Annotated in this window: 13 protein-coding genes; all 13 read right to left on the reverse strand. The window is 67.1% G+C overall.

Annotated elements, in window-relative coordinates; all coding sequences use genetic code 11:
* Positions 1 to 21: 21 nt before the first annotated feature.
* Positions 22 to 570, reverse strand: coding sequence for a hypothetical protein (locus F8S13_14705; GenBank protein KAB8142240.1), 549 nt, complete (start codon positions 568 to 570; stop codon positions 22 to 24).
* A gap of 25 nt (positions 571 to 595) precedes the next feature.
* Positions 596 to 838, reverse strand: a complete 243-nt coding sequence (locus F8S13_14710; protein KAB8142241.1) for a hypothetical protein — start codon at positions 836 to 838, stop codon at positions 596 to 598.
* A gap of 157 nt (positions 839 to 995) precedes the next feature.
* Positions 996 to 2,123, reverse strand: a complete 1,128-nt coding sequence (locus tag F8S13_14715) for a peptidase C45 (GenBank protein KAB8142429.1) — start codon at positions 2,121 to 2,123, stop codon at positions 996 to 998.
* 5 nt (positions 2,124 to 2,128) lie between these two features.
* Complete coding sequence (locus tag F8S13_14720) at positions 2,129 to 2,752, reverse strand: GNAT family N-acetyltransferase (protein ID KAB8142242.1); 624 nt, start codon at positions 2,750 to 2,752, stop codon at positions 2,129 to 2,131.
* A 639-nt stretch (positions 2,753 to 3,391) separates the two neighbouring features.
* On the reverse strand, positions 3,392 to 4,777 hold the full coding sequence (locus F8S13_14725) for an aspartate aminotransferase family protein (protein ID KAB8142243.1): 1,386 nt from the start codon (positions 4,775 to 4,777) through the stop codon (positions 3,392 to 3,394).
* A 198-nt stretch (positions 4,778 to 4,975) separates the two neighbouring features.
* On the reverse strand, positions 4,976 to 6,166 hold the full coding sequence (locus F8S13_14730) for a spermidine/putrescine ABC transporter substrate-binding protein (protein KAB8142430.1): 1,191 nt from the start codon (positions 6,164 to 6,166) through the stop codon (positions 4,976 to 4,978).
* Between the two features lie 281 nt (positions 6,167 to 6,447).
* Positions 6,448 to 7,317, reverse strand: a complete 870-nt coding sequence (locus tag F8S13_14735) for an ABC transporter permease (GenBank protein ID KAB8142244.1) — start codon at positions 7,315 to 7,317, stop codon at positions 6,448 to 6,450.
* Complete coding sequence (locus F8S13_14740; protein KAB8142245.1) at positions 7,317 to 8,210, reverse strand: ABC transporter permease; 894 nt, start codon at positions 8,208 to 8,210, stop codon at positions 7,317 to 7,319. The genes F8S13_14735 and F8S13_14740 overlap by 1 nt, the downstream gene beginning before the upstream one ends.
* Positions 8,211 to 8,329: 119 nt before the next feature.
* Positions 8,330 to 9,427 carry an ABC transporter ATP-binding protein gene (locus tag F8S13_14745; protein KAB8142246.1) on the reverse strand — a complete coding sequence of 366 codons (1,098 nt, stop codon included), beginning with the start codon at positions 9,425 to 9,427 and terminating at the stop codon, positions 8,330 to 8,332.
* A gap of 16 nt (positions 9,428 to 9,443) precedes the next feature.
* Complete coding sequence (locus tag F8S13_14750) at positions 9,444 to 10,916, reverse strand: CoA-acylating methylmalonate-semialdehyde dehydrogenase (protein KAB8142247.1); 1,473 nt, start codon at positions 10,914 to 10,916, stop codon at positions 9,444 to 9,446.
* Between the two features lie 74 nt (positions 10,917 to 10,990).
* Positions 10,991 to 12,499, reverse strand: a complete 1,509-nt coding sequence (locus tag F8S13_14755) for an aldehyde dehydrogenase family protein (GenBank protein KAB8142248.1) — start codon at positions 12,497 to 12,499, stop codon at positions 10,991 to 10,993.
* Between the two features lie 325 nt (positions 12,500 to 12,824).
* Positions 12,825 to 13,337: a carboxypeptidase regulatory-like domain-containing protein gene (locus F8S13_14760; protein KAB8142249.1), complete on the reverse strand. Its 513-nt coding sequence runs from the start codon at positions 13,335 to 13,337 to the stop codon at positions 12,825 to 12,827.
* A 35-nt stretch (positions 13,338 to 13,372) separates the two neighbouring features.
* Positions 13,373 to 20,563, reverse strand: coding sequence for an isopeptide-forming domain-containing fimbrial protein (locus F8S13_14765; protein KAB8142250.1), 7,191 nt, complete (start codon positions 20,561 to 20,563; stop codon positions 13,373 to 13,375).
* Between the last annotated feature and the right edge of the window lie 59 nt (positions 20,564 to 20,622).

Here is a 20,622-nt window from a genome sequence, read left to right on the forward strand (position 1 = left end):
TGATGAATTGTGGTAATCAGACTAAGGAGAGCATATTACTGGTTCGATGCTATTCAGAAGATCATGCGCATAGTCGGTAATGAGTTGAACTCTATCACCATGGATACTGATATGAATTATAGTTGAGCATTTTTGGAATAATACATCACTTGCATTAAAGCTAGGGATTGGGCCAGATTTACTTCCTTTTTCTCCTATATCGAGAGGTTCGACCTCTTTATATAGTTCAGCTTCACTCCGAACAGCTTCATATGCTTCTTCCAAAAGGGATGTATCATCATATATGAATATAGAAATATGGCCAACCTCATTTGATGGGTCATCGCCCATTATAATTTCATGATAATAAACATTATTGGTGTGTGGTATATTGGGGTATATTCTCCAGGGCATGCTTTCATCTTTTAGGTGAAAATACTTTGGGAGATTGTTAGTTTGTGAGGCGTAGAATCTTAGGTCTTTGACCTTTGTAGGCGTGACCAATATTTCAGTGGTGTTTGCCTGGCTGCCGCAAGAAGATATGATGAACATTAATGTTACAAGGTAAGTATTGATAAATGTCTTATTCATAAGAGCTATATCCTGCTTTGTTTGCTTATGAAATCGGACGCTTAAACATATAATTAATTTTGTGCTTGCTTCCCAAACCTGTTTCAATACGTGCGCTTGATGCTGTTAATTCCCACCCTTCTTCTCCAAGCTTAGCACATAGCTCACCATAGTTTCCGTTCATTTGGACGTGTTTGCCATTAGGCTTAAATAGCCATACTGTGCCTTTGACTCCAGTTAATGGCCCTCCAATAGACACTTCAAGCTCGCAGTATTCCCATTTCTGCATAGTGAAATCCCCTTAGTGTGTATTTGATGTGTTTGGGATATCTTCCTTTTCTCTCCCCCATTCTACACCCTCCCCTCCCATTTGGCTACTACCTCTTGCGAGGCAAATCCACGGCCTGCGGGCGGGCTGCCCCCACCCGCAGGCCGCGTGCGGCGCGCTACAGCAGGCGCAGTCGCTCGAAGGGGACGAGGCAGGGGATGTCGGGGGCCAGGTGCAGCTCGCCGGAGGAGACGTCCATCACCGCGCCCAGCACGCTCTCGGGCTGGTAGGCCAGGGGCGAGGCCGGGTCGGGGTGGCGGCAGATGCACAGCGGGTCGGCGTCGTGGTCGCGCAGGATAGCCTGCATGTGCGCCACGCCGATCTGGCCGTGGGCCGCGTGCAGCAGGGCCATGGCGCGCTCGTAGCGTGGCACCGTGCTCGCGCCCTCGGCGATGGGGCGCTCGCTGCCCAGGGCGGGCGGGCACAGGCAGTGGTTGCTGTGGGCCAGCAGCCCCGCGCTGGGCGCTACCGCGCTCACGCCGCCCGGCGAGATCTCCATGCACACCCCGCCGCCCGCCGCATCCACCGCCGTGATGCACGAGGAGGCCCCGGCGCAGGCCTCGCGGGGCAGCGCGGCGGCCTCGGCCACGCTGCGGCGCTGGAGCATGCGGCGCAGCTGGATGTGGACGGGCACCCCCGGCTCCAGGCCGTCCTGGTCGGTGTAGAGGATGTTGAGGCTCACAGCCAGCCCGGCGCTGTTCATGCCCAGCTTGGCCACGATCCCGGCCTCGGTGACGGTGGCCACCACCGGCTCGCCGGGGGCGGCGATGCGCAGCACCACGCAGGCGGCGCGCTGCTCGCCGTACCAGTCCCATGTCTGGGCCAGCAGGGCCGCGCCGCCCGCCGTGGCCTCGGGCAGGGCGGCGGCGGCGGTGCACTCGCCCACGGGCTGCGCGCCCAGCGCGCGGTTGGCGGCCACGGCCTGTTCGAACAGGGCGTGGGGCCGCTCGGCGCGCACGCCCGCGATCAGCTCGGTGCGGCAGTTGAGCGCCAGCACCGACTCGAAGGGCAGGCCCGCGCCCTCGGCGATGCCGCGCATCTCCTCGGCGATGTCGGGGGCGTGCCGCTCGATCACGGGCAGGTAGCGCAGGGCCTCGCCGTGGGCCTGCCGCCAGTCCACCCCGCGCGTGAAGGCGAACAGCCGCGCGTAGCTGGCCACGCTGCGGCGCACCAGCGCGGCGGCCTGCTGGCCGTACTGGCGTCCGCGCTCGCGTGGGCCGCCGGAGACCTCGATGATCGGGAACATGGCCATCACGCCGCCACCAGGTCGGGGTTCTCCCAGACGATCAGCGACGCGTCGTTGCCTAGCTCGGCGTCGTGCAGGTACTCGTGGAGCACGCCACGCACCACGAAGCCGTTGCGCAGCTGCGGCGTGAGCGTGGGGTCGGTCAGCTCGCCGCGCGCCACCTGGGCCACGTACTCCTCCACGGTCATGCGGTCGCGGTGGTGGCGGAAGCCGGGGATCATGCCGCCTGCGACCATGCCGCGCATGCCCAGGCTGCGGATGAGCTGCTTGCGGGCGTCGTAGAGGCCGGATGCGATGCCGCGCCGCCGGAAGTCGGGGTGGGCGCACATGTCGGCCCCGTAGAGGTAGGGGCCTGCCGGGTCGTGGTTGCTAAAGAAGCCGTAGCCCATGATCTCGGCGAACGAGTGGTCGGGGTGGGCGAAGTCGATGTCGATGCGGAAGGTGGCGCTCATGCCCACGGCGCGGTCGCCATCCAGGGCCACGTGCTGGCCCTCGGGGAAGATCTGGTGGTGGCGGGCCAGGTGCTCAACGCGCAGCAGCTCGTCGGCGGCGAGCGAGGGGTAGCAGATCTTCTGCAGCTCCTCCAGCTGGGCGAAGTGCTCGGGGCGGGTGTTGGTGATGGTTATCATGGTGTGCTCGATTGGGTTGTGTGCGGCAGGTTGTCGCGTTGGCCGCGCGGCTACTATATGCGCTTTCGGGCGCGGGGGCAAGCTGGGCGGCGCTGGTGTGCCTTGTCGAAGATGCGCTAAACGCCTGCGGCAGCAGGGAGTTTCTTTTTTTGTTTATCCAATGTCTCGGCCTATGGCCGAGACATTGGATAAACGATTGACACGGGCTTCGCGCTGCGAATGTACAGCTTTCTTGTGGGTAATTCACGAGGGCTGGTTTGTAAGTTGTTCCCCACCCACCGTTCCCATGCGGCGAAGGTGTTGCTGGTGTTTTGATGGCCATAATCACGAACACCTGCGGCCAGCCAATGGCATCGGAACGCCCAAAATTGGGGGCTTGAAGGGGGTGATGCCCCCTCGTGGGGTCACGAGGGGCTGGCCCTTCGTCGCCGCCCGCGCAAAGCACGCACCCACAACGCTTGTGCAACCAATATCGACCTAAGCGAAGATGGGCGAAATGCCTGCGGCAGCAAGGAACTTCATCTTTTTGTTTGCCAGGTCGTTCGGCCTATGGCCGAACGACCTGGCAAACAAGGAAAAGGGCTACGCCCTGCGAATGTAGAGCTTTCTGCAAGCGCATGGCAGTACGCTGTTTCTCCCTTACGCCGCCCGCTCGGCGTCGGCGGTGCGCAGGCCCTCCTCCAGCACATCCAGGCCCTCGTGCAGCTGCTCGTCGGTGATGACCAGGGGCGGCAGCAGGCGGATGCAGTTGGTATACAGCCCGGCGCGCATGGCCAGCACGCCGTGGCGCATGGCCCAGGCCAGCGTGGCGGCGGTCGGCTCCACTGCCGGGGTGCGGGCGGCGCGGTCGGCCACCAGCTCGATGCCGACCATCGCGCCCAGGCCGCGCACGTCGCCCACCAGGCCGATCTCGCGCTGCCACGCGGCGGCGCGGGCCATGATCTGCTGGCCGATCTCTGTGGCGCGCTGCAGCAGGCCGTCGCGCTCGATCATCTTGAAGACCTCTAGCGCGGCCACGCAGGCCAGCGGGTTGCCGCCGTAGGTGCCGCCCACCCCGCCCACGTGCGGCGCGTCCATCAGGTGCGCCCGCCCGGTGGTGGCGGCGATGGGCATGCCCGCGCCCAGGCTCTTGGCGCTCACCAGGATGTCCGGCTCCGCGCCCATCTGCTCCATGGCGAACAGCGTGCCGGTGCGCCCGAAGCCCGCCTGCACCTCATCCGCGATCAGGATGGCCCCGATGCGGTCGCACAGGGCGCGCAGCCGCTGCATGAACGCGGGCGGGCAGGGCACGAAGCCGCCCTCGCCCAGCACCGGCTCGATGATGATCGCGGCCACGTTCTCCGGCCCCACGTGGGCCAGCAGCACGCGCTCCAGCTGCTCGTAGCAGTAGTCCACGCTGCGCTGTACCTCCTGCTCGTGGCTCTCGGGCGCGCCCGCCGCGCGGGCCACCTTGCCCGAGAGGCACTGGTAGGCGTAGGGGTAGGGCGCGCGGTAGACCTCGGGGGCGAAGGGGCCGAACGACTTCTTGAAGGCGGCCTTGCTGGTGAGCGAGAGCGTGAGCAGGGTGCGCCCGTGGTAGCCGCCCTCGAAGGCGATCACGGCGCTGCGCCCGGTGGCGGCGCGGGCGATCTTGATCGCGTTCTCCACGCCCTCGGCCCCGCTGTTGCCCAGCAGCGTCTTGCACGGCCCGCTGATCGGCGCGGCCTCGTTCAGCTTCTCGCACAGCTCGATGTAGGGGTCGTAGGTGCCCACCAGCGCGGATGTGTGGATGAGCCTGGCGGCCTGGGCCTGGATGGCGGCCACCACCTCGGGCGGGCAGTGGCCCACGGCCAGCGTGCCGATGCCGCTCACCAGGTCGAGCAGCTGGTTGCCGTCGGCGTCCCACACCAGCGCGCCGCTGCCGCGCTCGATCGCCAGCGGGGTGGCCTTGAATAGCCCGCCGGGCACCGCCGCGTCGCGTCGCGCCAGCAGCTGCTGGCTGCGCGGCCCGGGCAGCTCGGTGGCGAGCTGGATGTATTTGGTCATGGTTGTGCTCCTGTCGGGTTGTGGTGGAGGACCGCTCTTTTTACCACGAAGACACGAAGGCACGAAGGTCTTTTGTTGTTCCTTGGTGTCTTGGTGTCTTGGTGGTTATTGGTTCGTTTTTCCTCTTCGCGTCTTCGCGCCTTCGTGGTTAGCGGTTCCCGTTGTTCCTTGGTGTCTTGGAGTCTTGGTGGTGAAAACCTACTCGCCCTTGACGGCGGTCCACAGGTCGGTGAATGCCTTGGTCTGGTCGTTGCGCTCGATCCACTCCAGCCGCTTCATCATCTCCTCGGTGGGGGCGAAGCCCTGCTTGTAGGCGTCCTGAAGCGTCGGGGGCAGCAGCGGCTCGGCGGCGGCGTTGGGCGTGACGCCCAGGATGAAGGTGGCGTTCTTGGCGGCCACGTCGGGGCGCATCAGGTAGTTGAGAAAGACGTGCGCGGTGTACTGGTTGGGCGAGTCGGCCACGATGGCCATGTTGTCCTGCCAGATCGTGCAGCCCTCCTTGGGGGCCACGAAGGTGATGTTGGGGTTGCCCGAGAAGCTGCCATCCAGCCCCAGTCGGGCCTGGAGCGCGTTGTAGCTGTAGATGTGGCCGATGATGATCTCGCCGCTGGCCAGCTTGCGGCTCACGTTGCTGCTGTCGTAGGCCGAGACATCGGGCTTCTGGGCCTTCAGCAGATCCTCGGCCTTCTTCAGATCGGCGGGGTTGGTGTTGTTGAGCGAGAGGCCCAGGTACTTGAGCGCCGCGCCCGGCGTCTCGCGCTCGTCGTCCAGCATGGTGAACTGGCCCTTGATCTTCTCCAGTTGGGCCGGGTCGAACACGGCGGCCCAGCTATCCACCGGCGCGTCGAACTTGCTGCTGTCGTAGGCCAGGCCAGTCATGCCCATGTTGTAGGGCAGCGAGTAGACATTGCCCTTGTCGTAGTAGAGGTCGAGGTTGTCGGCCTTGATGTTCGCGAGGTTGGGCAGCAGCGACTTGTCGAGCTTGGCCAGCAGCCCGCCCTTGGCCATGATGTCGATGGCGTAGTCGGAGGGGAAGACGATGTCGTAGCCCGAGCTGCCCGGGCTGATCTTGGCGATCATGTCCTCGTTGTTGTCGAACGACTCGGATGTGACGGCGACGCCGTATTCTTTCTGGAAATCTTCGAGCACCGCCGGGTCGAGGTAGTCGGCCCAGTTGTAGATGTGCAGCTCCTTGCTGAGCTTGGCGGGGTCGACCGCGAGGCTGCCGGGGGCCTGGTCGGGGGCGGTGGCGCTGCCATCGGCGGTGGGCGCCGCCGCCTGGGTGGCGGCGGGCGCGGGCGCGCTGGTGGCGCTGCTGCCCGCCTGGCCCTGCCCGCCGCACGCTGTCAGCAGCGCTAGCGCCGCCCCAACCACCCCCAGATACTGCATCTTCCTCATAGCAGGGCGCTCCTCAAAACTAGAGAGAATCCATGTGCCTTATCCGTCGTTATGGTCGAGGTTGATTCTGACCCGGTCGAACCTCATTTTGCAGTGGTCGAGGTTGATTCTGACCCGGTCGAACCTCATTTTGCAGTGGTCGAGGTTGATTCTGACCCGGTCGAACCTCATTTTGCAGTGGTCGAGGTTGATTCTGACCCGGTCGAACCTCATTTTGCAGCGGTCGAGGTTGATTCTGACCCGGTCGAACCTCATTTTGACCCAGCCGGGTGCTATGTGCGCTTGCGCTGGAGCAGCTGCGAGAGGCCGATCAGCGAGATCGAGACCACCAGCATGATCGTGCTGATCGCGTTGATCTTGGGCGTGATCGCCCGCTTGACCGAGGCGTAGACCTCGGTGGGCAGCAGCGGGTTGCCCGGGCCGGATGTGAAGAAGCTGATGATAAAGTCATCGAGCGAGAGCGTGAAGGCCAGCAGCGCCCCGCCGATGATACCGGGCAGGATGAGCGGGAAGGTGATGTTCCAGAACGTGCGCCAGGGGCCAGCCCCCAGGTCGGCGGCGGCCTCCTCCAGCCGCCTATCGAAGCCGCGCAGGCTGGCCCGCACCACCACCACCACGAACGAGATGCTGAAGGTGATGTGCGCGAGCACCACCGTGACCATGCTCATCTTCAGCTTCATGCCGGTGAAAAACTCGATGATGTCGAACACGCACGAGAAAAAGGCCAGCAGCGACAGGCCCATCACGATCTCGGGGATGATGATCGGCATGTAGATCAGGCCGTCCACGGCGGCGCGGCCAGGGAAGCGAAAGCGCTCCAGCGCCAGCGCGCCCAGCGTGCCCAGCACGGTGGAGAAGAAGGTGGAGATCGCGGCAACCTTGAGCGAGTTGAGCGTGGCGGTGATCAGGCGGGCGTCATCTAGCAGCTTGGCGTACCAGTCGAAGGTGAAGCCCGTCCAGCGCACCCCGAACGAGTCGGTGGTGAAGGAGAACAGCACCAGCACCGCGATCGGCGCGTAGAGGAAGGCCATCATCAGCCAGATATGGCCATCCAGCAGCCAGCGCGCGCCGATCTGCCTGCGCTCGTGGCGGGCGGCGGTCTGGGCGCGCGGCTTGGCCTGGGTCTGCGCAGTTGCTTCCATCATCGATCTTCCTCCGTGGTGGTGCGGAAGTAGAACACCACCGCCGCTGTGAGCACCAGCATAAAGACGAGCGACATGGCCGAGCCAAGCGGCCAGTTGGGCGGGTTGGATCGGGTGAAGAGGCGCTGGAACAGGTTGCCCAGCAGGTCCACCTTCGCGCCGCCCAGCAGATCGGAGACGACGAACTGGCCGACGGTGGGGATGAACACCAGCACCGCGCCAGCGGCCACGCCGGGCATGGTCAGCGGCAGCATCACGCTGCCGAAGGCCTGGGCTTGGTCGGCCCCTAGGTCGGCGGCGGCCTCCATCAGGGTGAAGTCGAAGCGCTCAAGCGAGGCGTAGATCGGCAGCACCATGAAGGGCAGCTGGCCGTAGACCAGGCCCAGCAGCACGGCCCAGGGCGTGTTCAGCATAGTCTGGCGGGGCAGCCCCAGCGACTGGAACAGCGTGTTGAGCAGGCCGTTGTTGCTGAGGATGATCATCCAGGCGTAGGTGCGCACCAGGAAGTTGGTCCAGAACGGGATGAGCACTAGGAACAGCAGCAGGGCGCGGCGGCGCGGTGGCGAGAGCACGATGCCCAGGGCCAGCGGGTAGGCCAGCAGCGCGCAGAACAGCGTGGTGAGCAGGCCGATGGCCAGCGAGCGCAGGTAGGCGCTCACATACAGCTCTTTGGTGAACAGCGTGGCGTAGTTGTCGAGCGTGAAGCGCCACTCGACCCCGCCGAGCTGGCCGGGGGTGAGGAAGCTGTAGATCACGATCACCGCCAGCGGGATGGTGAAGAACACCACCAGCCAGAGCAGCGTGGGCAGCAGCAGGCCCGAGACGGCCCAGCGCTGCCTGCGGCGGCTCTCGCGCAGCGCCTGGTGCAGATCGGTCGGGGGGGCTAGGGCCATCGTGCGTTCTCCCTTCTCTCTCGGTGCGCCAGGGCCGCGTACAGAAACGACGCGGGGCGCGGGGTCGGGTGCCCTGCGTCATCGCGTCGGCGGTCGGCGGTCGGGGTGTGCGGGATGGGCTACTCGGCGAACACCAGCGCGCTCTCGGCGGGCCAGGTGAGGTAGGCGGGCTTGCCCTGGGCGAAGCGCTCCTCGGCGCTGGCCACCGAGCGGGTGTTGGCCTCCAGCACGGTGAAGCGCTGCTCGCCGCCCATGTGCACGTGGATGCGGGTGTCGGACCCGATGTAGACCACGCGCGAGACCATCACAGGGAACACGTTGGGCGTGTTGGCGGGGCGCTCGTCGCACAGCAGCGCCTTCTCGGGGCGCACCGAGACCGTGGCGGCGCAGCCCACATCCATGGGCCGGGCCGCCAGGCCCTGCACCACCAGGTCGCCGTTCACGCGCACGGTGGCGCGCCCGCCGTCGCAGGCCAGCACATCGCCGCGCAGGAAGTTGGTCTCGCCGATGAAGTCGGCCACGAAGTGGCAGCTGGGGCGCTCGTAGATCTCGCTGGGCGTGCCCACCTGCAGCAGCTTGCCGCCCGACATCACGCCGATGCGGTCGGACATGGTGAGCGCCTCCTCCTGATCGTGGGTGACGAACACGAAGGTGACGCCCAGGCGCTCCTGGAGGCCGCGCAGCTCCAGCTGCAGCTCCTTGCGCAGCTTCTGGTCGAGCGCGCCCAGCGGCTCATCCAGCAGCAGCACGGCGGGCCGGTTGATCAGGGCGCGGGCCAGGGCCACGCGCTGCTGCTGCCCGCCCGAGAGCTGCTTGGGGTAGCGGTCGGCGTACTGCTCCAGCCGCACCATCTGCAGCGCGTCCTTCACCCACTTGCCCACCTCGCTCTTGGGCGCGCGCTGCATGCGCAGGCCGAAGCCCACGTTTTGCGCCACCGTCATATGCGGGAAGAGCGCGTAGTTCTGGAACACCGTGTTGACGTGGCGGCGGTAGGGCGGCTTGGCCCCCACCGACTCGCCAGCGATGATGATCTCGCCCTCGCTGGGCAGCTCGAACCCGGCGACCATGCGCAGCGTGGTGGTCTTGCCGCAGCCAGAGGGGCCGAGCAGCGAGAAGAACTCGCCGTTGCCGATCTGGAGCGAGAGATTATCGACCGCGAGCGCATCGCCAAACCGCTTGCTCACCGCGCGAAGATCGACCGCGACACCATTTTCCATAGCGCTCCTCGCAGTGCTAGAACTGGCGGCTCCACTCCTTGGGCCAGCGCTCGACCACCACCTTGGTCTCGGTGTAGAACTCCACACCGTGGTGGCTCTGGGCGTGCAGGTCGCCGAAGAAGCTCTCGCCCCAGCCGGAGAAGGGGAAGAAGGCCATGGGCGCGGCCACGCCCACGTTGATGCCGATATTGCCCGCGCTGGCCTCGCTGCGGAACTGGCGGGCCGCCGCGCCGCTGGCGGTGAAGATGCAGGCCATGTTGCCGAAGCGGCGGGCGTTGACGATCTCCACGGCGCGCTCGATCGTGTCGGCGTGGATGATGCTGAGCACCGGGCCGAAGATCTCGGTGGCCGCGATCTCGCTGGCGGGGTCGACGCGGTCGAGGATGGTGGGGAACACGAACGAGCCGCCCTCGTAGCCGCTGGCCGCGCGGCCCCGGCCATCCACCAGCAGCTCCGCGCCCTCGGCAGCGCCCTTGGCGATCAGGCCCTCGATGCGCTGCCTGCTCTCGGCGCTGATCACCGGCCCCATCTCCACGCCCGCATCCAGGCCATAGCCCACCTTGCGGGTGGCCGCCGCCTCGGCGATGCGCTCGACAAACAGCTCGCGGGCCGCGCCCACCGTGATCGCCACCGAGGCGGCCAGGCAGCGCTGGCCCGCGCAGCCAAAGGCCGAGTCGGCCAGGATGCGGGTGGTCATGTCCATGTCGGCGTCGGGCATCACCACCACGGGGTTCTTCGCGCCGCCCTGGCACTGGGCGCGCTTGCCATTGGCGGTGGCGCGGCTGTAGACGTACTTGGCCACGGGCGTGGAGCCGACAAAGCTGATCGCCCGCACCAGCGGGTGGTCGAGCAGGGCGTCCACGGTCTCGCGCCCGCCGTTGACCAGCTGGAGCACCCCAGGCGGCAGGCCGAGCTGCTCGATCAGGCCCCAGAGCTTCTGGCTGGTGAGCGGCACCTTCTCGGAGGGCTTGAGGATGAAGCAGTTGCCGCAGGCCACGGCGTAGGGCAGGAACCACAGCGGGATCATGCCGGGGAAGTTGAACGGGGTGATCGCGGCGACCACGCCCAGCGGCTGGCGGAACATGTGCTCGTCGATGCCGCGCGCGATGTCCTCGTTGTTGTAGCCCTGGATGAGCTTGGGCATGCCGCAGGCGGTCTCCACGTTCTCGATCCCGCGCCGCAGCTCGGCCACGCTCTCGCCGTAGGTCTTGCCGCACTCCATGGTGATGGTGCGGGCGATGTCGTCGATATTGGCCTCAAGCAGCGCCTTGAGCTTGAACAGGTACTGGATGCGGTCGGTCACTGGGGTGCGCCGCCACTCCTGGAAGGCCGCCTGCGCGGCCTGCGCGGCGGCGTCCACCTCCGCCGCAGGCGAGAGCGGCACCCTGGCCAGGATCTCGGCGGTCGCGGGGTTGCGCACATCCAGCAGCGCGGTGGCGCTGGAGGGCTGCCAGGTGCCGTTGATGAAGTTGGGGAGCTGCTCGTTCATGATCGTCCTTGGGTTAGGGTTGGATACGTTGGTGCCTGCGCGGCGCGCCCGGCGGTCGTGGCCTGGCTGCGCCGCTAGCCGATGCCCATCCAGACGGTCTTGGTCTGGGTGTAGAGCTCGTAGACGGCCTCGCCCAGCTCGCGGCCATAGCCGCTCTCTTTGTAGCCCCCGAAGGGCACCGCCGGATCCCACAGGTTGTAGCCGTTGACCCACACGGTGCCCGCCTTGATCGCGGCGGCGAAGCGGTGGGCCTTGGCCATGTCGCTGGTCCACACGCCGGATGCCAGGCCGTAGGGCGTGTCGTTGGCGCGGGCCACCACCTCGTCAAACTCGTCGAAGACCAGGGCGGCCAGCACCGGGCCGAAGATCTCCTCGCGCACCACGGCCATGTCGTCGGTCGCGCCGCCGAACACGGTGGGGGCCAGGAAGTAGCCGCCGTCGGGCACGCCCTCGGGGCGTCCGCCGCCCGCCAGCAGCTGCGCGCCCGCGTCCTGCCCGGCGCGCACGTAGCCCGCCACGCGGGCCAGCTGCTCCTGCGAGATCAGCGGGCCGATCTGGGACTGCGGGTCGAAGCCGACGCCCACGCGCACCTCGCGCATGGCCTTCACCAGCTCGTCCATCACCTGGTCGTAGACGGCGCGCTGCACGAACAGGCGCGACCCGGCGCAGCAGTTCTGGCCCGAGTTCACCAGAATGGCCCAGACGGCCTGGCGGGCGGCGGTGGGGATGTCGGCGTCGGCGAAGATCACGTTGGGCGACTTGCCGCCCAGCTCCAGCGAGACGCGCTTGAGGTTGCCTGCGGCGGCCTGCATGATCCTGCGGCCCACCTCGGTGGAGCCGGTGAAGGCCACCTTGTCGACGCCACGGTGGGCCACTAGCGCGGCCCCGGCGGTGTGGCCGTAGCCGGGCACCACGTTCAGCACGCCGGGGGGGATTCCGGCCTCCAGGGCAAGGCGGCCCAGGTGCAGCGTGGTGAGCGGGGTCTGCTCGGCGGGCTTAAGCACCACGGTGTTGCCCGCCGCCAGCGCGGGGGCGGTCTTCCAGGTGGCCATGTTCAGGGGGAAGTTCCAGGGGATGATCGCGCCGCAGACACCCATCGGCTCGCGGCGGGTGTAGACGAACTGGCCGGGGACCGAGACGGGGATGCTCTGGCCGGTGATCTTGGTGGCCATGCCCGCGTGGTAGCGGAAGTGGCGGGCGTTGCTGCGGGCGTCGCGGCCCATGGTCAGGCTGTAGGGCCGCCCGTTGTCCAGGGTCTCAAGCTGGCCGAAGATGGCCGCGTCGCGCTCGATCAGGTCGGCCAGCCGCCAGAGGGTCTCGCCGCGCTCGGCGGGCGACATGGCGGGCCAGGGGCCGCGCTCGAAGGCGTCGCGGGCCGCTGCAACCGCGCGGTCGATGTCTTGGGCGTCGCCCTCGGCGATATGGGCCAGCACCGCGCCGCTGGCGGGGTTGTAGGTGGGGAAGGCCCTGCCCGAGGCCGCGCCCAGCCACTCGCCGCCGATCAGCATCGGCACCGCATCCTGCGCCAGTATGTCGCGAACCGCTGGGGCAAGGTCGAAATCGAAGGCAGCAGCACGTTCCATGCGAAACCCTTCATCATTCGGCGTGACACCGAGTGTTCTCAACCCAGCCGTAGGGGTGTGAGCAGCGTGGAGCAGGGCCGCTGTAGGCTACTTTGCCTAAATATCTCGCGGTACCATCGTGCCGTTGGCGTGTCTGTGGGATATGAGGCTAGTGTATGCGAGCCGGGGAGTCTGGTGCTATAGCCCGAGGTGCTAGATTTCTGGGGGTGGTTTTATCTCGATCAGATGAAGGCTTTAGATAGTTTGTACGACTAGAATGGGGAGAAAGGCCCAAGCAGCGGGCTGCGCTGGCGCATGGGCCTGCCCCATGCGCCAGCGCCGGGGCTTAGCGCGGCTGGTGGAAGCTGAGATGCTGCACCACCGTCGCGCCGGATGTGAGGGCGATGTCGATCGGCGGCTGGTCGGCGCTGCCCTGGTCGTCGCGCAGCACCAGGCGCACCTGGTAGGTGCCGGGCGGCAGGCCGCTGCGGTCGTAGCTGCCGTTGGCGTCGGAGAGCATCAGGATGCCGCCGAGGTCGACCACCACGCCCGACGCGGGTGCGCCGGTGGTGGCGTCGATCACGGTGCCGGTGATGCGCCCGCCCGCAGGCACGGCGGTGCGGTGCTCGCGGCTGGGCTTGGCGGTGGTGCTGGGGCGGGCTGTGGGCGCGGCGGTTGGTGCCGCCGTGGCCTCGGCGGTGGGGCGGGGCGGCAGATCCTGCGCGCCCGCCGGCTGGGCGCACAGGGCGATCAGGGCCGCCGCCGCGATGGCGCCGCCGCCGATCCATCTTCCCCATGCCCGCTGGTTGTCTGGCATATGTCTCGCTCCTCGCTGTTGCGCTGGTGTCGCTGGGGCCATCGCCCTGGCGCGCGGCCAGGGCGATGGCGTAGCTGCTACTTGGCCGGTCGCTTGGGCAGGGCGGTCACCGCCGCGCCAGCGGCTGCGCGCGGCGCGCTGCCCAGCGCTGTGCTGGCGGGCACGCTGGCCGAGGCGATGTTGTTGTACGGGCCGCCGTCGCGCTCGTGGCGCTCCAGCACTGCGCCGTAGGTCGTCTCGGTGTTGGCCGAGTCGGCCTGGGCGTAGAGCGCGGTGCCTGCGGGCAGGCTGACGGGCAGCTCGCTCATGTCGGCGCGGAAGTAGGCGTCGCCCACCCGCAGAGTCAGGGTTGCCCCCGGCGCAAGCGGCAGCGCCGTGCCGGTGACGCCCCAGGCCGCCCCGCCGCCGCCCTGGGTCTGCCAGATCTGGTTGACCTTGGTGGGCGGTGTGGTCGGGCTGACGTAGAGGTCGACCCAGAACGGATCGTTGACCGGGCCGTCGCCCTGGTTCTTCACCACCACCTCCACCGCGCCGCTGGCCACGCGGATCTCCTGCACCACCAGGTCGGGCATCAGGTCGGCTGCGGCGGTCATCACCAGCGGCAGGAAGGTGCGGAACACCCCTTCGAGGTAGGCGGGCTTGCCGCTGCTGCCGATATCGTTGGTCGGGTCGCCATCGCCGTTGGTGTCCTCGTCGATGGTGGGGATGCCGTCGCCGTCGTCATCGGCATCCAGGTAGTTGGGGATGCCGTCGCCATCGGTGTCGTCGTTGGCGGGGTTGTGGTCGGCGTTCAGATCCTCGGCGCTGTTCTTCACATGGTCGGCATCCTCATCGCCGTCGGGGTTGACGTAGTCCACGCTGGCCACGGCGGATGCCGCGCTGGCGTTGGTTGCCGCATCCACCGCCGCGCCCGCAGGCAGGGCGATAGCGACCTTGCCCGTGTCGGCCATGCCGCTCACGCTGATGCGGTAGGTGGTGCCGTCGTTGGGTGCGATCTCGGTGACGGCGGCCACCAGCGTGCCAGGCGCGGTGCTGGCGCTCAGGTCGACATCGGATGCGTCTAGCCCGCTCACCGGCTCGCCGAACACGGCGGTGAACTCCACCGGCGCGAGCAGCGTGGTGGGCAGCTGGCCAGCCGCCAGGGCCAGCGTGGTCGCCGGGGCGGTGCGATCCAGGGTGTAGTGCTCGCCAGCGGTGTAGCCCGCCGCCAGCGGGTTGCCCGCCGAATCGGCGATGCTGCCGTTGGCCAGCACATCCAGACGCAGCGTGCCGTCGCCCGTGCCAGTGCCCACCGTCACGGTGTAGGTGGTGCCACTGCCGCTCACGCCGGTCACGCTCGCGCCGGTGATGCTGGACACGGTTAGGGCGAAGTCGCCCGCGTCCACGCCCGTCACGGCCTTGGCGAAGGTGACCTGGAACTGCACGCTCGCCGCGTTGGTCGGGTCGGCATCCAGGCGGATCACGCCTGTGACGACCGGCGCGACCGGGTCGAAGGTCACGGTTGTGTCGGCGGGGGCAGGCGCGCCGCTGAAGTTGCCCGCCGCGTCGCTTGCCGCCCCTGGGTTCAGCGCGGCCACCACATCGCCGCCGCCGGTCATGCCGCTCACGGTGACGCTGTAGGTGGTGCCGTCGTTGGGTGCGATCTCGGTGATGGTGGCCGCCAGCGGGCCAGGCGCGGTGCTGGCGCTCAGGTCGATGCTCTTGGTGATGAATCCGGTCACCGGCTCGCTGAAGGTGGCCAGGAAGCTGATCGGCGCGCTGCCGGTCGGGTCGGCCTGGGCCGGGGCCTGCGCGAAGGTCACGGTCGGCGCGATGGTGTCGACCGTCCAGGTGTAGCTGGCCGGGGTGGGGTCAACATTGCCGGTCGTGTCGGTGGCGCGCACGCTGAAGGTATGGCTGCCCTCGCTCAGGCCAGTGTAGCTCTGCGGGCTGGTGCAGGCGGCGTAGGCCCCGCTATCCAGCTTGCACTCGAAGGTGGCGGTCTCGTTCGCGCTAAAGTCGAACGTGGCGCTGGCGCTGTTGCTGGGGTTGGCGGGCTGGCTATCGATCGTGGTGTCCGGTGCGCTCGCATCGATCAGCCAGGTGTAGCTGGCCGGGGTGGGGTCGAGATTGCCCGCCGCATCGGTAGCGCGCACGCTGAAAGTGTGGCTGCCATCGGCCAGGCCGGTGTAGCTCTGTGGGCTGGTGCAGGCGGCGTAGGCCTCGCCATCCAGCTTGCACTCGAAGGTGGCGCTCTCGCTCGCGCTAAAGTCGAACGTGGCGCTGGTGCTGTTGCTGGGGTTGGCGGGCTGGCTGTCGATGGTGGTGTCGGGCGCGGTGGTGTCGACCGTCCAGGCGTAGGTGGCCGGGGTGGGGTCGACATTGCTCGCCGCATCCACAGCGAACACACTCAGGGTGTGAGCGCCATCGCTCAGGCTTGCGAAGGTGACCGGGTCGGAGCAGGCGGCGTAGGGTCCGCCATCCAGCCTGCACTGGAAGGTGGCGGTCTCGGTGGCGCTGAAGTCAAACGTGGCGCTGGCGCTGCTGGCCAGCGCGGGCGGGCCGCTGACGATGGTCGTATCGGGGGCGGTGGTGTCGACCGTCCAGCTGTAGCTGGCGGGCGTCGCGTCGGCGTTGCCCAGGCCGTCCACGGCGTAGACCGTGAAGGTGTGGCTGCCGTTGGCCAGGCTGGGGTAGCTCTGCGGGCTGGTGCAGCTGGTGGCGGCAGCACCATCCAGCGAGCACATGAAGCTCAGGCTGGCGGCGGGCGTCACATTGTCGCTGCCGCTAAAGGTGAAGGTGGCGCTGGTGCTATTGGTCGGGTTAGTCGGCTGGCTGTCGATGGTCGTGTCCGGCGCAGTGGTGTCGATCACCCAGGTGTAGGTGGCCGGGGTGGGGTCGACATTGCCCGCCGCATCGGTAGCGCGCACGCTGAAGGTGTGGCTGCCCTCGCTCAGGCCGGTGTAGCTCTGCGGGCTGGTGCAGGCGGCGTAGGCCCCACTATCCAGCTTGCACTCGAAGGTGGCGGTCTCGTTCGCGCTGAAGCTGAAGCTGGCGCTGGTGCTGGTGGTCGGGTTGGCGGGCTGGCTATCGATGGTGGTATCCGGCGCGGTGGTGTCGACCGTCCAGCTGTAGGTGGCGGGCGTCGGGTCGGTGTTGCCCGCCGTGTCGATGGCGCGCACGCTGAAGGTGTGGCTGCCGTCGCTCAGGCCGCTGAAGGTGACCGGATCGGTGCAGGTGGCGTAGACCCCGCCGTCCAGGCTGCACTGGAAGGTGGCGGTCTCGGTGGCGCTGAAGTCAAACGTGGCGCTGGAGCTGCTGACCAGCGCGGGCGGGCCGCTGACGATGGTGGTGTCGGGCGCGGTGGTGTCGATCGTCCAGCTGGAGCTGGCGGGCGTCGGGTCGGCATTGCCCAGGCCGTCCACGGCGTAGACCGTGAAGGTGTGGCTGCCATTGGCCAGGACGGGGTAGTTTTGTGGGCTGGTGCAGCTGGTGGCGGCAGCGCCATCCAGTGAGCACATAAACGTTAGGCTTCCTGCGGGTGTGACATTGTCGCTGCCACTAAAGGTGAAGGTGGCGCTAGGGTTGTTGGTCGGGTTGGTTGGCTGGCTGTCGATGGTGGTGTCGGGCGGGGTCACATCGATAAACACCGAGAAGGTGGTGACATCGCCCGCCGCCACGAAGCGCGTGCCGACATCGCCGACCTCGTTTGCGACCACGCTGATGGTGTAGGTGCCGTTGTCGGCATCGTCCCACGCGCCGCCGGGTGGCGTGATGCGGTAGGTGGCGGTGCGCGGCGAGCCGTTTCCGGTAGGCGTGAAGCTCACCAGCGTCGCGGCCTGGCTGAAGCTGCTGGAGCCGGTCACCAGCACATCGCCGTTGCCCAGCGTGGCCGCGCTGATCGCGGCGTCATCGCTGTAGGTCACGGTGAAGTCGTAGGTGGTGTCGCCATTCTGGGGGTTGGCCACGTTGGCGGCGCTGCTGCCGCTCACCGTCGGCGCGTCGTTCGAGACGGTGATGGTGGCGGTGTTGTTGTTGTCGGCGGTCACACCGGTGGCGCTGCCGTCGGCGTCGTTCACCAGCGTGGCCCCGTCGGCCAGGCCGTTGTTCACCGTCACGCTGTAGCTGATCGTGAAGGTGTCCGTGTCGGTCGCCGATGCGTTATCGACATTACCGGGGTTGGTGACGCTGGCCGTGCTGAACGTCAGCGTCTGGCCGACCCGCGAGACGATGATCGTCGCGATCGTCATGCCGTTTGCGCTGACTGCCGAGGAGCCAGTGTTGTAGGTCACGCCTGCGGGCAGGGTGTCCACAATGCTGAGGTTGCTGGTGGTGCCCTCCATCATCGTGATGCTCAGCTCATAGGTGACCGTGTTGCCGATCTTGGCGGTGGCGGTGCTCACGCTCTTGCTCAGGCTGAAGGCCGTGGCTGCGGTGATATTTGGCGCGTTGCCGGTAGAAGTGTAGTTGGCGGCCTGGTTGCCCAGGCTGTTCTCCCAGGTGGCGGTGGCGCTGTTGCTGATAGTTGCGCCGGGGGCGATGCTGTCGCTCACCTTGCCCTGCACGATCACCGTCAGCACTTGGTCGTTGCTGCCATTGGTATCCTGCAGCAGGTTGATCGCGCCGGTGGTGCTCAGCGCGCCGCCGCCGAGCGAGAAGTTGCCGCTCACATTGGTGCTGGTCGCCCCGTCGCTGACGATCGCGCTCACCAGCGTGAAGTTCTGGAGCGATGCAGGGAATGTGTCGCTCACATCCACATTGTAGGCGCCGGCGTTGCTGTTGGTGGTGTGGCTGACGCGGATCTGGTAGCGCACGCTGTCGCCCGCATCCACGCCGCCCGTGGCGGTGGTGATGGTGGTGACGGTCTGCAGCTCGGGGGCAACCACGGTGATGGTGGCGCTGGCGGTGTTGTTGGCGGTGTCCAGCTCCTTGTACAGCGAGGTCGCGCCGATCGTGGGGGCCACGGTCACGGCGGTGCCTGCGCTGGCCGAGGGCGAGATCGTGGCGTTGATCGTGATCGTGCCGCTCGCGCCGGATGCCAGCGAGCCGATGTCAAAGGTGTAGGGCGCGCCTGCCACCGTGCCCACCGTGGGGCTGGATGTGTAGCTGGGCGAGGTGAGCGTGGCAGGCAGCGTGGCCATGATCCGCACACCGGGGATGGGGTCTGGCCCGGCGTTGCTGTAGGTGATGGTGTAGCTGGCCGCGCTGCCCGGCAGTCCGGTGCCGGTCTTTGCGATGCTGACCTGGAGGTCGGCCCATGGCGCGACCTGCTGTCCATAGATCTCCACATCTGTTAGGGTTGGGTTGTCGCTGCCCTGCCAGACGGTATAGTAGCTGTTGTTGCTGGCCTCGCTGTAGGCCACGGCGGGGGCTAGGGCATTGCCGGCTGTGCTGCCGATGTTGCCCATGGTGCTGATGCGGAAGGTGTCCTCCACCGTCGCCCCCGTGGCGCTCAGGCGTTTGCCGAGGATCTCGGTATCGTTGTCGATCAGGTTGTCGCTGGTGCCGTCGGCCCGCGTGGTGTTGAGCGAGTCGTCGCCGCTCCAGGTCACGAGGTACTCGTTGGCCGTGGGGTTGTAGGCCAGCGTCGGATCTTTTGCCTGGTAGGTGGTGTTGCCCGTACTGCCTGCGAAGCTGAGCCGCATGTCGTCGGTGCCAACCTCGGCCCCAGCGTTCGAGAGCCGCTGGCCGTAGATCTCGAACTCGCCGTCGGTGCCGGTGTCCTCGCCTGACCACACGACGAAGTATGACCCGGTGGTCGAGTTGAAGGCCACATCGGGGTCGACGGCGGTAAACCCATCGATGGCCGAGCTGCCCATCATGCTGATCTGCTGGTCGTCGGTGCCGGTCTCGGCCCCGGCGGAGGTGAGGAGCTGGCTGTAGATTTCGGTGATCAGCGATCCGCTGGTGTCCAGGTCGTCGCCCGCCCACACCACCAGAGATGAGCCAGTGATGGTGTCCACGGCGATCTTTGGCTTGTCGGCGAAGAAGACGCTGGGGTCTGGCGCGGCGGGGTTGCCCATCAGGCTGATCTGCTGATCGTTGGTGCCGGTCTCGACTCCGGCGCTTGTGACGCGCTGGATGTAGATCTCGTCATCCAGAAAGACCTCTTGGCCCGCCCATGCGATCAGGTACTCGCCGCTGATCGAGTTGTAGGCCACGTCGGGGTAGCGGGCGTCGGTGCCATCTTGTGCGGCGTCATCCATCTGCGAGTATCGGGTCATGCTGCCGCTGAGCGTGCCGTTGGCGCTCACCAGCTGGCCGTAGATCTCCGGCTCCTGTGTGCCGAAGGCGCTCCAGAAGATGCGCGTGCCCGACCAGACCACCAGGTACTGGTTCGTCGCCGGGTTGTAGGCCACCGAGGGGTCGCGGGCGTCATAGTTCACATCGTCCAGGGTGCCATTGTAGCCGATCAGGAAGTCGCCCCCGATCGGCGCGCCGCTCACGGCATCTACGCGCTGGCCCCAGATCTGCAGCTGCTCGTCGCTGCCCGTGTCGGTGGGGTCGCCCGACCAGACCACCAGGTACTCCTTGGCGGTGCTGTTGTAGGCGATGGCGGGTGCGAGCGCCTGGGTGTTCACATCGCCGTCGGTGCCCATGGTGCTCAGGCGCACGTCGTCGGTGCCGATCTGCGGGTCGATGGTCACAGGGTAGGCGGCCTGGGCCAGCGCCGCGCCGTCCACGCGCAGCGTGGTGCGGTCGGCCTGCACGTCGAAGCTGGCCGGGATGCTCGCGCCCGTGGCGTCGTAGACATACACCTGGCCCAGGCTCACGCCGCCGCTGGGGTCGGCCCAGCGCCAGCCGCCGCTGGTGGTGGCGAACGCGCCTGCGCTGGCCACGCTGCCCTCGATCACGAGGTCGTCGCCGCCCAGCGCCAGGGGGGCGGGCAGCACAAACTGCTGCTCGACCGTGCGCTGGCGGGCCACATACTGCTCGACAATGCCGCCGCGGTCGTAGCCCACGGTGGTGGTGTCTAGCGGCCTCGGGGCCACCGGGCGCGTGCTGACGCCCGCGAGCGCCTCGCCCGCGCCGGAGCGCACCGCGCCCAGCCGCCACGACCACGTCGTGCCGCCGTGGCGGGGGATAAAGTCAAGACCATCCGCCGCGAACTGGGCGGTGTGGTCGGCGTTGACGATCTGGTAGCCGCCGCCCGCCGCGATGATCGGGCTGCGCGCGGGTGTGGCGGCGACCGTGGCTGGCTGGGCCTGTACCGGCTGGGCGGTGGGCGGAATAACGTGTGAGAGCAGCGATAGCAGAGTCACCAGCGACAAAGTGAATTGTCTGCGCATACATGCCTTTCGGGCTGGAATGGCCAGCCCTTCCCAATGAGTACCTTTTGTAGTGTGGC

The sequence above is a fragment of the Chloroflexia bacterium SDU3-3 genome, assembly GCA_009268125.1.
Lineage (GTDB): Bacteria > Chloroflexota > Chloroflexia > Chloroflexales > Roseiflexaceae > SDU3-3.

What these genes read in the sequence shown, in the direction of transcription:
- F8S13_14705 (KAB8142240.1), bottom strand. Translation starts at nt 570, where the DNA reads ATGAATAAGACATTTATCAATACTTACCTTGTAACATTAATGTTCATC.
- F8S13_14710 (KAB8142241.1), bottom strand. Translation starts at nt 838, where the DNA reads ATGCAGAAATGGGAATACTGCGAGCTTGAAGTGTCTATTGGAGGGCCA.
- F8S13_14715 (KAB8142429.1), bottom strand. Translation starts at nt 2,123, where the DNA reads ATGTTCCCGATCATCGAGGTCTCCGGCGGCCCACGCGAGCGCGGACGC.
- F8S13_14720 (KAB8142242.1), bottom strand. Translation starts at nt 2,752, where the DNA reads ATGATAACCATCACCAACACCCGCCCCGAGCACTTCGCCCAGCTGGAG.
- F8S13_14725 (KAB8142243.1), bottom strand. Translation starts at nt 4,777, where the DNA reads ATGACCAAATACATCCAGCTCGCCACCGAGCTGCCCGGGCCGCGCAGC.
- F8S13_14730 (KAB8142430.1), bottom strand. Translation starts at nt 6,166, where the DNA reads ATGCAGTATCTGGGGGTGGTTGGGGCGGCGCTAGCGCTGCTGACAGCG.
- F8S13_14735 (KAB8142244.1), bottom strand. Translation starts at nt 7,317, where the DNA reads ATGGAAGCAACTGCGCAGACCCAGGCCAAGCCGCGCGCCCAGACCGCC.
- F8S13_14740 (KAB8142245.1), bottom strand. Translation starts at nt 8,210, where the DNA reads ATGGCCCTAGCCCCCCCGACCGATCTGCACCAGGCGCTGCGCGAGAGC.
- F8S13_14745 (KAB8142246.1), bottom strand. Translation starts at nt 9,427, where the DNA reads ATGGAAAATGGTGTCGCGGTCGATCTTCGCGCGGTGAGCAAGCGGTTT.
- F8S13_14750 (KAB8142247.1), bottom strand. Translation starts at nt 10,916, where the DNA reads ATGAACGAGCAGCTCCCCAACTTCATCAACGGCACCTGGCAGCCCTCC.
- F8S13_14755 (KAB8142248.1), bottom strand. Translation starts at nt 12,499, where the DNA reads ATGGAACGTGCTGCTGCCTTCGATTTCGACCTTGCCCCAGCGGTTCGC.
- F8S13_14760 (KAB8142249.1), bottom strand. Translation starts at nt 13,337, where the DNA reads ATGGCCCCAGCGACACCAGCGCAACAGCGAGGAGCGAGACATATGCCA.
- F8S13_14765 (KAB8142250.1), bottom strand. Translation starts at nt 20,563, where the DNA reads ATGCGCAGACAATTCACTTTGTCGCTGGTGACTCTGCTATCGCTGCTC.